This is a genomic window from Nocardia sp. NPDC050412 (genome assembly GCF_044458825.1).
GTDB lineage: Bacteria > Actinomycetota > Actinomycetes > Mycobacteriales > Mycobacteriaceae > Nocardia.
Genome location: NZ_JBITIJ010000007.1, coordinates 126923 through 140794, shown reverse-complemented (window position 1 = coordinate 140794; position 13872 = coordinate 126923). Strand labels below are relative to the sequence as shown.

Annotated in this window: 9 protein-coding genes; 2 read left to right on the top strand and 7 right to left on the bottom strand. The window is 65.1% G+C overall.

The genetic code is table 11. From position 1 onward, the window contains the following. The first annotated feature begins 64 nt into the window (after positions 1 to 64). Positions 65 to 2101, top strand: coding sequence for a M13 family metallopeptidase (locus tag ACIBI6_RS20855; RefSeq protein ID WP_396957410.1), 2037 nt, complete (start codon positions 65 to 67; stop codon positions 2099 to 2101). Positions 2102 to 2194: 93 nt separating this feature from the next. Here the strand turns inward: ACIBI6_RS20855 and ACIBI6_RS20850 are convergent, their stop codons facing one another. After that, positions 2195 to 2545 (bottom strand): hypothetical protein, encoded by a 351-nt coding sequence (locus ACIBI6_RS20850; RefSeq protein WP_364355458.1) that lies wholly within the window; start codon positions 2543 to 2545, stop codon positions 2195 to 2197. A 273-nt stretch (positions 2546 to 2818) separates the two neighbouring features. Here ACIBI6_RS20850 and ACIBI6_RS20845 point away from each other — a divergent pair, with 273 nt between their 5' ends. After that, positions 2819 to 3802: an ABC transporter substrate-binding protein gene (locus tag ACIBI6_RS20845; RefSeq protein WP_396957409.1), complete on the top strand. Its 984-nt coding sequence runs from the start codon at positions 2819 to 2821 to the stop codon at positions 3800 to 3802. On the opposite strand, the gene ACIBI6_RS20840 is transcribed toward ACIBI6_RS20845, so the two are convergent. From ACIBI6_RS20840 to ACIBI6_RS20815, 6 genes are all read right to left on the bottom strand, one after another. Continuing rightward, on the bottom strand, positions 3726 to 4856 hold the full coding sequence (locus ACIBI6_RS20840; RefSeq protein ID WP_396957408.1) for an MAB_1171c family putative transporter: 1131 nt from the start codon (positions 4854 to 4856) through the stop codon (positions 3726 to 3728). The two genes, ACIBI6_RS20845 and ACIBI6_RS20840, sit on opposite strands and share 77 nt — an antisense overlap. 44 nt (positions 4857 to 4900) lie before the next feature. Next, positions 4901 to 6670, bottom strand: coding sequence for an MFS transporter (locus tag ACIBI6_RS20835; protein WP_396957407.1), 1770 nt, complete (start codon positions 6668 to 6670; stop codon positions 4901 to 4903). An 85-nt stretch (positions 6671 to 6755) separates the two neighbouring features. Then, positions 6756 to 7520, bottom strand: a complete 765-nt coding sequence (locus tag ACIBI6_RS20830; RefSeq protein ID WP_364355470.1) for an ABC transporter permease — start codon at positions 7518 to 7520, stop codon at positions 6756 to 6758. Continuing rightward, positions 7517 to 8281, bottom strand: a complete 765-nt coding sequence (locus ACIBI6_RS20825) for an ABC transporter permease (protein WP_364355473.1) — start codon at positions 8279 to 8281, stop codon at positions 7517 to 7519. The genes ACIBI6_RS20830 and ACIBI6_RS20825 overlap by 4 nt, the downstream gene beginning before the upstream one ends. After that, positions 8278 to 9234, bottom strand: coding sequence for an ATP-binding cassette domain-containing protein (locus ACIBI6_RS20820; RefSeq protein WP_364355476.1), 957 nt, complete (start codon positions 9232 to 9234; stop codon positions 8278 to 8280). Before ACIBI6_RS20820 ends, ACIBI6_RS20825 begins: the two co-directional genes overlap by 4 nt. Continuing rightward, on the bottom strand, positions 9231 to 13838 hold the full coding sequence (locus ACIBI6_RS20815; protein ID WP_396957406.1) for an amino acid adenylation domain-containing protein: 4608 nt from the start codon (positions 13836 to 13838) through the stop codon (positions 9231 to 9233). Before ACIBI6_RS20815 ends, ACIBI6_RS20820 begins: the two co-directional genes overlap by 4 nt. Positions 13839 to 13872: the final 34 nt, after the last annotated feature.

Below are 13872 nucleotides of genomic sequence, written 5' to 3'. Positions count from 1 at the left end.
TCGGGCCAGCACTATCGCGCCTGACGAGGATGCGGCCGGGACCGCATCGGGAGAGGAAATCCTCGTGACATCAACCGGTCGTCTCGGTCGAATGGACCGTCGTGCCTTCCTGGTCGCGCTCGGGGTGGTGCCCGCGGCCGTCGCTCTCGTCTCCTGCTCGAAGGATGAGCAGCCGGTGCGGCTCACCGGGGTCGATATGGGCGGCGCGGACGAGCCGATCCGTCCGCAGGACGATCTGTACCGGCATGTCAACGGCAAGTGGCTGCGGGAGTACCAGCTGCCGCCGGATAAGGCCGCGGTCGGCGCGATCAGCGATGCGAGCGACCGGACACTGGATCAGCTGCGCGAGATCATCGAGGGCATCAAGGATCCGAAGCCGGGTTCGGAGGCGCAGCAGATTCGCGATCTCTACGACGCGCGCCTGGATGAGGCCGCCTTCGAAACGCTCGGCCTGACACCGCTGACCGATCTGTTCGCCAAGATCGACGGCGCGGCGACCAAACCGGATCTGGCCAAGGTGATGGCGGAGCTGCCGATCGCCGGGCTGATCGGCATCGGAGTCGGCATCGATCGCAAGGACTCCAACGCCTACATCCCCACCGTCAGTCAGTCGGGTATCACGCTGAGCGAGCAGTACTACCGCAAGCCGGAATACGCCAAACAGCTCGCGGGCTACAAGACCTACCTCGAGAAGATGTCCGCGGGCGCGGGCCTCGCCGATCCGGCGGGGATCGCGCAGCGCATGCTCGATCTGGAGACCAAGATCGCGGCGGCGCATTGGGACAGCGTGCGCAATCGCAATACCGATGCCACCTACAACGTGATGAGCTGGCATGATCTGGTCGCGCTCGGACCGCAATTCGATTGGGATCCGTGGATGGCGGGCAATACCGATCGGCCGCGCTCGCTGTTCGACAAGCTCGTGGTGGCGCAGCCGTCGTTCGTGACCGCCGCCGCGCAACTATGGGCCGACACCGATATCGCGTTGTGGCGAGAGTTCCTGCGGGTCAATGTGATTGCGGAGTTCGCCCGATTCCTGCCCAAGGCGATTCGCGACGCGCGGTTCGAATTCGTCGGCAAGGTGCTCAGCGGAATCGAGGAGCGGCCCGAGACCTGGAAGTCCGGTGTCGGGGTCGTCAACGACAATCTCGGTGACCAACTCGGCAAACTGTATGTGGACAAGTACTTTCCGCCGACTGCCAAGGATCGGGCCAAGGAGATGGTGGCCGACCTCATGGCCGCCTACCGGGAGAACTTCACCAATTCGACCTGGATGTCCAAGCCGACCAGGGATGCTTCGATCGTCAAGCTGGACAAGATCGAGGCCAGGATCGGATATCCGGATAAGTGGGACGACTACTCCGCGCTGAAGATCACCAGGGGCAAGCTGATCGAATCCCTGCGCGCCGTCAATGCTTTCGAATCCAAGAAGGCGTTCAACCGGCTCGGCACTCCGGTCGACAAGTCCGAATGGGGTATGTCGCCGCAGACCGTCAATGCCTACTACTCACCCACCAGCAACCAGATCACCTTCCCGGCCGCCTATCTGCAGCCCCCGTTCTTCGACAAGGACGCGACGACCGCGGTCAATTACGGTGCCGTCGGTGCGACCATCGGCCACGAAATCGGCCACGGCTTCGACGACCAGGGCCGCAAATACGACGCCAGCGGTAACCGCAGCGACTGGTGGACGCCCGAAGACTTGGCCGCATTCGAGGCGAAGACCAAACAGCTGATCGACCAATTCGACGTGCTGGTCCCTGAGGGCCTCGATCCCAAATACCACGTCGACGGCGCGCTCACCGTGGGCGAAAACCTCGCCGACCTGCGCGGCCTGCAAATCGCCGTCGAGGCCTACCGCATCGCCGCCAAACGCGAGGGCATCGACCCCGACTACCAGCAGATGTTCTTCTCCCACGCGCGCAGCTGGCGCGAAAAGCAGACCGAGGAATCCACCATCAGCCTGCTCCAGGATGTCCACGCCCCCAACGAATTCCGCTGCAACCAGATCGTGCGCAATATCGCCCAGTTCTACAACACCTTCGCAGTCAAGGAAGGCGACAAACTCTTCCTCCCGGAAAACCAGCGCATCACCCTCTGACAATCGCCTCCCATGAAGCCCGGCCCCTACGCCGGGCTTCATTCGCGGAGAAACGCTCGCGAGCGAATAGGGTTCGCCGCCGAGGCGAGCGGGTCAGAAGGCGCTGCCGGTGGAGGGGCGGGGGAAGTAGCCGGGCCAGCCGAACAAGTAGCCGGGGTAGCTGGGGTAGCCGGGGTAGCTGTGCTGGCCCCAGCCGCCGTGACCGCCCCAGCCGCCGTTGCCGCCCCAGCCACCGTGGCCGCCCCAGCCACCATGACCCCAGCCGCCGTGACCGTGGATGTCGTCAGCCTGGTCCACCTGCACGATCGCCGGGCCCTGGGTGTCGGTCGTATCGGCGAGCGCCGGGCCCGCGACCGCGGCGATCGGGGCCAGGGCAAGCACGGAGGTGATGGCGATGCGGGCGACCATGGGGCGGACGCGTCGGGCGGAACTCTTTTGGTTCATCGGAACTAACCTCAATTCGGTATGCGTCAGTCGTGCGAAGACCCGTGTGCTCACGGGTTCGACGTCGATGCCTCCCGGACGAGAGGATCATTATTGACGTCATTTAACGTACCGCTAGATAGCGGCACGTTCAATAGGTTCACAACAAATGACATGACAGCGATCGGCAAGTCAGGGAGAGCGCCGTGAGCAATGTAGGTTAGGCTGGCCTTTGCTATTGCGGGCTCGAAGGGAGCCGAGTCGGGGAATTCCTCGATGAAGGAGAGGGTGACGATGGAGCCTGTTCGGACGTCTCGTGGCTGGAAGCGGGCGGCGGTTGCCGTGCTGGCCGGTGCGCTGACCCTGGGTATCGCCGCCTGCGGGTCGTCGAGCGATGACGCGGAATCCGACGGTGGCGCACCCGTCACCATCAACCACGCCCGCGGCACGACAACGGTGCAGGGCACCCCGAAAAAGATTGTCACGCTGGGGAATCAGTGGCTGGATTCGACGCTGGCGCTCGGCGTCACCCCGGTCGGCTATGTCGACAATGTCGCCTCGGTATCCAAGAGCACGCCGGCGTGGGAGCCGAAGTCGCTCGAATCGGCGAAGGCCTTGAATACCAGCGGCAATATCGCCGAACAGGTCGCGGCGCTGGAGCCGGATCTGATTCTGGTGGACGGATTCCTGGCCGACCAGAAGACCTACGACGAGCTGTCCAAGGTCGCCCCGACGCTGCCCGCACTCACCTCGTCGTCGATCCAACCGTGGCAGGACCTGGTGACCGCGCTCGGCAAGGTACTGCACAGGGAAGACGACGCGACGCGGGTGATCACCGATGTGGACAAGAAGGTGGAATCCATCGGCCAGGCCAATCCGGGCCTGAAGGGCAAGACCTTCGCGAGCACCTGGTTGGCGAGCCCGGCCCAGCTGATGGTGCTGACCGATCCGAACGACGGGTCGAGCAAGATCTTCACCCAGCTCGGACTGACCATTCCGAAGAACCTCACCGACCGGCCGTCGAATCAGGGCCGGCTGGCGCTGTCCCCGGAGCGGGTCGACGAGCTCACCGCCGATCTGCTGCTCGCGGGCTACTCCCCCGGTATGGACGACAAGTACCGACAGTTGCCCGGATACGCCGATCTGCCCGCGGTGCAGAAGGGTTCGGTGGTCTTCCTCACGGTGCAGGAGATCAGCGCTGTTAACCAGCCGACCGCGCTATCGGTGCCCTATCTGCTGAACAAGCTGGAGCCCGCCTTCGCCAATGCGGCGAAATAGCTTCAGCGCGCCGGAGATCGAGGCGCACCAGTGCGTGGGCCTTCGGCCATTCCGCGGCCATGTCCAGCAGGTACCTGAGTTCATCGGTTCGATCGCGTAGGGCTGGAGTAGCGCGGCCGGAGGACATCGCCGGGGACTCACCAGCAGCTTTTGCCTGCACGGCATGCGCGATACACCGCGCGTATTCGCGAATATCGGTGTGCGCCTCGGCATCCGGTGCGTACGGCCGCAATCGCACCAGCGCATCCCGGATTTCGACCGTCATCCGATATAGCCGCGACGCGGAACCGCCGCTCGGCCGGGCCAGCACTACCTCGGGTACAGCATCCGTGAGCGCCTGCCACAGCGGACGCAGTCGGCGACAGCGGCGCCCGGCCCGGTCCAGTTCCGCCCGAGCCAGCAACGCATTCCACAGCGGGATCGCGATCAGGGCGGTGAGCAGGAACAATGTCGCGTAGGTTCCGATAGACCAGATCAACCCCTGCTCATCTGGTCGAGTTCCGTTGGTCATCCGCACGAGCGAGACCACTGTCGAGATCGCGGCATACACGGCGACGATCAGCAGTGCGCCGTAGGTCAGTCGCTCCTGCACGGTGAGGCCGGCGGCGCGCAACTCTCGCACGCAGGCCCGCGTCATCAGCATGCCGGACAAGGCGGTCGGCACCGTGGTCAGCGACCAAATGGTCAGCCCCCAGTCCAGGTGCGAAACCACAATGCCGACCAGCACAACACATCCGGACGCAAGGGCGGTCCTGTCGTAGGTGCGCTGCCGGCGTACCGCGGTGCGCGCGTCCCCGCCATCGAGCAATCGTGCGAATCCGAAGACATTCGCCACCGCCAGCGCACCGAAGATCGTGAACAGATCGAGCGCTAGATCAGCCCGACCGAGCCGACCGACGCAGATGAAGATGAGCAGACCGACCAGATCCCAGGCCAGTGCGCGATTGATGAGCTGGTCGCTGAGGGTGTCGGCGACCAGGAACCACCGGCCGATGGTGATCGCCGCGACGAATCCGAGGACCGCCACCACGGGAGCGACGGGCAGCGAGTTCATGGCCCAGACAGTAGAGTCCGGGCGCGGCAGACACCAGCCGTGCGTCAGCGCGCGGCGACGAGTTCGTCGGCCTCGGCGATTTCGGCCAGTTCCTCCTCGACGTACTTATCGCCCGCGAAGTACGAGGCCGCGGCGGCCAGGAACATCATCACGGCGGCCGAGACGAATACCACGATCAGACCGGAGTGGAACGGCCCGGTGAGCAGATTCGGGAAGAACTCCTGACCGGTGAGGGTGTCCGCATTGACGCCCGGCTTGGCCAATTCACCACTGGGTCCGAGCAATTCCTGGATCGGGTTGTATCCGAGGAAGGCGGCGAACATGCTCGCGACGGGCGGCAGGTCGGCGAGTTGGGATGCGGCGCCCGCGGACACGCCCTGGGCACGCAGCCCGCTGTCGAGGGCCGAGGGCAGGCCGGCAGCCAGGCCGACGACCATGAGCGAGAAGAAGATTCCCATCGACAGCGCATTGCCGCCGTTGAACAGGGTGCCGCGCATACCGGATGCCGCACCGCGCTGGGACGCGGGCACGCTCGACATGATGGCGGCGGTATTCGGCGAGAAGAACAGCCCGCAGCCGACGCCGTTGAGCAGCACGATCGCGGCGAATACCCAGTAGTTGAAGTCGACCGGGATAACGAGCAGCAGCAGGAAGGTGAGCCCGGCCAGCGCCGCGCCGCCGGTGGTGAACGCGCGCGATCCGTAGCGGTCCGACAGCCAACCCGAAACCGGTCCGGCGGCAAGGAATCCCACGGTCAGCGGCAAAAGATAGATACCGGCCCACAGCGGCGTCGATTCGTAGTCGTAGCCGTGCAGTGGCAACCAGATGCCCTGCAACCAGATGATCAGCATGAACTGCAGGCCGCCGCGGCCGATCGAGACCATCAGATTGGCGAAATTGCCCAGACCGAATGCGCGGTTGCCGAACAGCGACAGCTGGAACATCGGCTCGGCGACCTTGGTCTCCACCACGCAGAACGCCGCGAGCAGGGCGGTGCCGCCGATCACCGCGCCGAGCACCCAGGGGTTGGACCAACCGGTGGGATGTCCGCCATAGGGCTGGATGCCGTAGGTGATGCCGGTGAGCAGTGCGGTCAGGCCGAGGCCGAAAGTGATGGTGCCCGCCCAGTCGACCTTGCCCTTGGTTCGCGTGCCTACCTCGTGCAGTGAGCGGTAGGACCAGATCGAGCCGATCACCGCGATCGGCACGCTGACCCAGAACACCGCGCGCCAATCCCATTCCGACAGCACGCCACCGATGATCAGGCCGAGGAAGGAGCCCGCCACCGCGGCAACCATATTGATGCCGAGTGCGGTACCGCGCTGTTTGGCCGGGAAGGCGTCGGTGAGGATGGCCGTCGAATTGGCCGTCAGCATTGCGCCGCCGATGCCCTGCAGCACGCGCCAGACGATGATCCACATCGCGCCCGACCCACCGTGGGATGGATCGAACGACAGCGCGACCGAAGTAACCGCGAAGACCGCGAAGCCGAGGTTGTAGATCCGGACGCGCCCGAAGATATCGCCGAGCCGCCCGAACATCACCACCAGCACCGCGGTGACGAGCAGATAGCCCATCAGCATCCACAGCAGATAGCCGACATTGCCCGCTTCCAGCGGATTCAGTCCGATGCCTCGGAAGATCGCGGGCAGCGAGATCAGCACGATCGAGGCGTTGACCGCGCTGAGCAGCACACCGATGGTGGTGTTGGTCAGCGCGATCCATTTGTAGTTCGGATGGTCTCGGTCGTAGCGCAGGCGGCGGCGAATGGTCTGGACATCATCCAGATCGAGATCGGCGGATGGAATCGTCACGGTAGTCCCTTGCTGATTGTTACCTCAGGAAACTATATAGTTAGCCGATGTAACTATCAACTGGCCGCCCCACTCAATGGACTGGTCAGCTCTCCGCGGCCTTGCGGTAGCCGCGAACCGCGAAGGCGCCGAAGACCAGCGCAAGCCCTGCGGACCAGGCGACGGTCTGCAGCAGCGGGGTGGCGATGGGACCGCCGATCGTGCAGCCGCGCATTGCCTCGATGGCGCAGCTCATCGGCTGGACGCGCACCACCGGCTGCAGCCAACCCGGGTAGTTCTCCACTGGCACGAAGCCGGAATTGAAGAACAACCCGAGCAGCACGAGTGCCGAAAACAATTGCACGACCTTGTCGCCCGCCTTGCTGACGGCGACCGTGATCACCATGGTGGCGAAGCCGGGAATCAGCAGCACCGGAACCGCGAGCGCACCGAGCACGCCGGGCCAGCCCTGCTCGAAGCGCAATCCGAGCGCCACGCCGAGGGCGACCACGATGATCGTCGCGATCAGCGTCCGTCCGCATTCGGCGAGCAGTCTGCCGATCAGTCCGGCCGCGCGGTGCACCGGCAGCACCCAGATGCGCCGCAGCAGACCGCTTTCCCGCTCCGCGTACAGCGACAGTCCGGTGCCCATGGCACCGTACATCGCGCCGGTGACCGCGATCATCGGGACGAAACCGTAGATGGCGTCCACGCCGGACGATGCGCTGAGGAATTTGTGGAGCACCAGTTGGTACATCAACAGCAGCAGCACCGGCAGGATCAGCGTCGAGGTCAGCACCTCCTGCTCACGCGGCCAGCGGCGCAGCAGTCGGCCCGTTTCGACGAAGCTCTGGTCGATCAGTGTTTTCACGGCCGCCGCCTTTCCACCAAGACCGAGATCGCGGTGAACGCCATGATCAGACCGAGAATCCAGACCGCCGCTATCGCGACGGCCGAGGTGGATTCGCCATTGGCCAGATCGCGCAGGGCGGCAGCGGCCTGGGACACCGGCTGATTGCGGACGAAGGGCTGGATCCAACCCGGAAACCCCTCGGCCGGAACGAGACCCGTGGACATCATGATGAGCAGAAGTTGCGGTGCCAGCAGCGCGGATGCGCCGATTTCCGGCCTACCGGTGGCGACGCCGAGTGTGTCGGCGCCGATCACCAGTGCCACGGCAAAGGCCAGCGACAGTGCGATGAAGACGAGAGCCGCTGTACCGCTGTGGAATCGGAATCCGAAGATCGCGCCGATGACCAGCGCTCCGGCTAGTCCGGCCAGCGCGCGAACCAGGTTCGCGGACATTCGGGCGGCCAGCGGGACCCAGGATTTGACCGGCATGGATCGCATGCGGGTTCCCATGCCGCTGAAAGTGTCTCGGGCGGCGCGGTCGCCCGCCGACATGGCAGTGAAGAACATGCCCTGCAGCACGATTACCGGCAGCAGGTACTGAGCGTAGTCCGCGCCGGTCTGCTCCATCGACTTGCGCAGTGGGACATAGAAACAGACGAAGAAGATCATCGGCGCGATGAAGCCGAAGGGCAGATCACCCTCGCGGACCGCCGCGCGCACGGTGCGCCCGCTCAGCGCGGTCCATTGCATTCCGGCGGGAATGGTGACTGATTCGGTCATGCGGTCACCAGCCCCGGTTCATCGGTGGTGAGCTTGATGAAGACCTCGTCGAGTGAGGGTCTGCGCAGGGCGATATCGATGAGTTCGATACCGGCTTCGGTAATGCGGCGCAGCGCTTCGGCCAGTGTGGCGGCACCGTCGGGAGCCGGAAGCGAAACCCGGTCCTTGGATTCGGCGACCGTCACCGTGCCGAGGCCGCCCAGCGCGGTTACCACGGCGGGCAAGTCACCGGCATCGACCGGCACGACCTCACAGTAGCTCGAACCCGAACGTGCCTTGAGTTCGTCCGCGGTGCCCTCGGCGATCACGCGGCCCTTATCGATGACGATGATGTTGTCGCTCAACGCATCCGCCTCCTCGAGGTACTGCGTCGTGAGCAGGATTGTCACACCCTGTTCCGCGAGCGAACGCACCAGCGACCAAACCCTCTGTCTACTCACCGGATCCAGGCCGGTGGTGGGTTCGTCGAGAAAGACGACCTTGGGCAGGCGCACCAGGCCGCAGGCGATATCGATGCGCCTGCGCATACCGCCGGAATAGCCGCCGACGCGACGATCGGCCGCCTCGGTGAGATCGAACTGTTCGAGCAGTTCGGTGGCGCGGACCTTGGCCTGCTTCGGACGCAGACCCATCAGACGACCGAAGAGGACGAGGTTCTCCCGACCGGTCAGCACCTCATCGAGCGCCGCGTACTGGCCCGTGAGCATGATAGATGCCCGCACAGCCGCGGCCTCACGCACGACGTCGTGGCCCGCAACCAGGGCGCGGCCCGCATCGGGCTTGGTGAGCGTCGACAGGATGGAGACCGTGGTGGTCTTGCCCGCGCCGTTCGGACCGAGCACGCCGAGCACACTTCCGGCGGGCGCCGAGAAGGTCAGGCCGCGCACGGCATGGACGTCGCCGAAGGACTTGCGAACGTCCTCGACCACGATGGCGTTTTCGATCGCGTTCATCGTTCTCCCGGAGTTGCGCTTGGTATGGCGGCGGCCACTGCGGTAACGCAGCGCTGCCAGATCGTTGCGAAACGGTCGATCTCGGTGGTGTCGAAAAGTGCGTCGCTCCAGCGGAACAGGGTGGCCAGCTGGGGTCCGTCGGCGCCGGGGTAGACGGCGACGACGAGGTCGAGTGCGTAGCGCAGCGGCATTTCCGGTTCGGGGGCGACCGGAAGCCGTTGGTGCAGGGTGAGATCGGTGATCGGGGTCCATGGGCCCGATGTGCCTGCGGCGAGGTCCATTCGACCCAGGTAGTCGAGCATTACCTGCGGGTCCGTGTGCGGTTCGGTGTCGCCGTAGCGAAGCAGGCCGTAGTCCAAGCCCTTGTTCGGGACGCTGTCCAGCTGTGCTGAGACGGCTTTCAGCAGGCCTGCTGCTTCGGCCGGATCGGATTCGGCGCGGGAGATGTCGAGTGTCGAGCCCGCACCGACGCGCAGTGGATAGACGGTGGTGAACCAGCCGACGGTGCGCGAGGTGTCGACAGTGCGCGAGGTGTCGGCGTTGTCGACAGTGCGCGAGGTGTCGGCGTTGCCGACGGTGCGCGAGGTGTCGGCGTTGCCGACAGTGCGCGAGGTGTCGGCGTTGCCGACGGTGGCATCCTCGCGGCCGTGGCCCTCGAGGGCGACCAGTGTGCCGGTCGAGCCGTCCTGGTTGCGTTGGGCTCGCCAAGTCGTGACCGCGATTGTCAGTGCGGTGAGCAGCAATTCGTGCATGCTGAGGTCGGTTCCGAGGCCGTCGAGGATGCGGCGGGTGATGTTTGTCGGCGTGAACGATGGCGTGAGGCGGCAGGAGGACCAGGTGTCTCGGGTCGGATCCGGGTGCCGCAGTCCGAGTTCTGGATCGGGGCCGGTTAATTGGTTGGCCCAGAAGTCACGTTGTGCTGTTACTTCAGGTGCGGTGCGGCGCTTGTCGAGTAGTTCCGCCCAAGTGCGATACCCAGTGAATTCTGGTGCGACAGTGAGGGTTTGCCCGTCAAGGAGATGCGACCACGCGTCGGCGAGATCCGCGAAGATGATGTGCCAGGAGACGGGGTCCACCGCGAGGTGGTGGATCGACAGCAGCAGCACATCTGGGCCTGCGAAGCGGACGGCCTGAATCATGGTGCCCGTCTTCGGATCGATGCGGTCGATCGCCGCTCGCGCATGCTTCTCGAGTGCGGGGCCGAAGTCACCGGAGACCTGAACCTCGTGGAGGATATCAGCGGCGCGCACGCTGCCCTGTGCTCTGGTTTCGAACCTGTCTTCGGTCGTTGACAGTTGGCCGCGCAGCATGTCGTGTCCATCGAGGAGTGCCTGCAGCACCGCTTCCAACCCGACTCGATCCAACTCGGCGGGTAGCGATACCAGTGTGGAGAGTGCGAGCCTGCGGAAGCCGCCGTACTCGTACATCCAGGACATGATCGGTGTCGGGAGCACCGCACCGACCGCGGTTGGCGTGTTCTCCTGCTGTGCCGCACAGGAATCGATGGCGGCCGCCAGATCGCGGACGGTGCGGTTGGTCATGACCATGGCGGGGCTGATCGAGAGTCCCGCGCGTCGCACGGCGTTTACCAGGGAGATGGCGACAATGCTGTCCATGCCGAGTTCGATGAAATCGTCATCGATGCCGGGTGTGGTCCCGCCCAGTGTCTCCGCGAGCGCGCGGCACAGGGTTCGCTCGGTATCGGTGCTCGGCAGGGTGCGCTGAGCCGAACCTTGCAGCGCCTCCAGCCCAAGAGCATGCAGAGCGCGGACATCGAGTTTGCCGTTAGGGGTGACCGGTAGCTCGGGCAGCGAAATGACCCGCGCCGGAACCATATATGCAGGCAGGCGCTCGGCAAGTCCGGCGCGCAAGTTGGCCGAATCAGCACCGACCGCGAAGGCGAGGAGACTCGGGCCACTCGGCCGCCGCACAACCAGTACGGCGCCCGCGCGGACCTGCGGAAGCTGCAGCAAAGCTGTTTCGATATCGCCGATTTCGATCCGGTAGCCGCGAATCTTGACCTGGTCATCGATGCGGCCGCGGTAAGCGAGATCGCCATTCGGCAACTGCCGCACCAGATCACCTGTGCGATACATGCGGGCACCGGGTCGGAATGGGTCGGCGACGAAGCGGCCCGCGGTGATGGCGGCCTTGCCGATATAGCCGCGTGCCACCTGAGCGCCCGACAAATACAGCTCACCGATGACACCGCGCGGCACCGGCCGCAGCATGGCATCGAAGACATAGGCGGACATGCGATCCACCGGTCCGCCGATGGTGGGCTGGGCACTGCCCGACTCGCTGCGACCGGTATTCACCGTCGCGACCACCGCCTCGACCGTGGTCTCGGTGGGGCCGTAGCAGTTGTAGACCGCGGTGCCCGGCAGCGCGCGCAGTTGCTCCCACATGGGCGTACCGATGGCCTCGCCGCCGAGGGCGAGCACGGTCAGCCGCTCACCGTCCACTAGGCCGGCGGCCGAGAGCTGGGTGAACATGGACGGCGAGGTGTCGATCATATCGATCTCGTGCCGGACGATGCCGTCGACGAGGCCCTGCGCATCGCGCATTTCGGTCTCGTCGAACAGGTGGACGGCGTGGCCGTCGAACAGGCCGATCATGGGCTGCCAGGAGGCGTCGAAGCTCAGCGACCAGGCATGTGCGATGCGCAGTCGGCGGCCGAGTCGGGTCACTGCCGGGCGGTAGACGCGGTCGCGGTGGTCGGTGAAGTAGCTGGTCAGAGCGGCGTTTGTGGCGATGACACCCTTGGGTTCGCCGGTTGAGCCGGAGGTGAAGATCAAGTACGCGGCGGTCTGTGGGGGAACCGGGTGGTAGGACGGGATGGGGTGGTTTGCGATTCTTTCGGCTACGGCCGGCTCGTCGAGTACCAGAACGGGACGCGCGGTCTCGCCGAGCAGCGAGGCAGACTCGGCGACCGTCAGTACGAGTTTCGGGTCCGCCTGGCGCAGGATGGATTCGATGCGTGCTGCGGGTGCCGAGATATCTACCGGCACATAGGCTCCGCCGGCTTCCAGTACGGCGAGGATCGCGACGATAGACCTGCCCGATCGCGGTAGCGCAAGGGCGACAACGGTTTCCGGACCGATACCGCCGGCGATCAGCTCATTGGCCAGTTGCCCGGCGGCTGCACGCAATTCACGGTAGGTGTAGCGATCCGAACCGGCGCTCAGGGCGATCGCATCCGGAGTGTCGGCGACCTGGTTCAGGAAGAGCTCGTAAGCCGTCCCATTAGCGTCGACCTGCTTCGCGGCCACGGTAACCTTCTCATCGGCCAGCAGCAGGTCCAGCGAATCAGGGCTCGAATCACCGTGATCGGGCAATTGACGCAGCACCGACAGTATCCGCTCGCCGATATCGGCGATCGGGAAGTGCGGCAGGGCTTCGGCAATCGCCTCGAGCATGACGACGAGTGTGCCGTCGTTCAAATGCGACACCACCGAAAGCGGATAGTGCACCAGACTTTCCATCGCCACTGGCAGGAACCGGGTGCCGCTCGCGGTGACGATCGGATCGGTGGCCGCACCGATGGGCGCGTTCTCGAAGACGAACAGCACGTCGAACAGCGCACCGTGACCGGCGGCCCGCTGAATGGTCGACAGGCTCACACATCCCGCATCCCGCATGGCCGCCGATTCGCGCTGTAGCTGCGCGCATTGCTCGGCGACGGTGCGGGTTCGGTCGATGAGGACGCGCGCGGGCACCGTATTGATGAACAGTCCGATCATCGTTTCGACGCCGGGCAGTGCATCCGGACGGCCGGAAATGGTGGTGCCGAAGACGACATCATGTCGATCGGTGAGTCTGCCGAGGACGACGGCCCAGGCGAATTGGACGACCGTGCTCATGGTCAGGCCGTTAGACCGTGCCCATCGCACCAGCCGCGCGGTTTCGGCATTGCCCAGGCTGAATCGGCTGCGGCGTGGAATCGCCGCGCCGATTTCGGTTGCCGCACTACCGGCCAGCATGAGCGGACCGCTCAGCGGCGCAAGGTATTCGGACCAGCGTCGGGTAATGGCCGCGGTGTCCTGCACGGCGAGCCAGCCGATGTAATCGCGGTACGGCCGTGCCGGTGGCAGCGAATCCGCCTGTCCCCCGGCTTCATACACCGCCATCAGCTCGCGGAAGAACACCGCGACCGCCCAGCCGTCCATCAGGATGTGGTGCGCGGTCACGATCATCCGGCGCCGCTCGTCGGGAAGCGTTACCAGCGTGATGCGCAGGGCCGGACCGCGAGAAAGATCGAACCGCCGTTGCCGGTCGGCCGCGGCGATGGTATCGAATTCCGCCGGAAGCGCCGAGATTTCGAACCAGGGCAGATCCACCCAGGTCGGGACGATCTGCACCGGCCTGGGCAGATCTTTATCCCAGAACGCGGCCCGCAGATTGGCGTGCCGCTGCAGGATTGCTTCGCTGCTGCGGCGCAACATCGGCACGTCGATCGGACCGCCGATATCGATGACGAACTGCATGGTGTACAGATCGACCCCGTCGGCGGCCAACCGCGCCAACGCGAACAGCCCCTCCTGTAGTGGGCTGAGCGCGAGCACATCCTCGATTTCGGCCGGGACGCTCCGGTCCACAGTCATCGCAACGCCTTTCGGCCCGAGGTCATCGTATCGC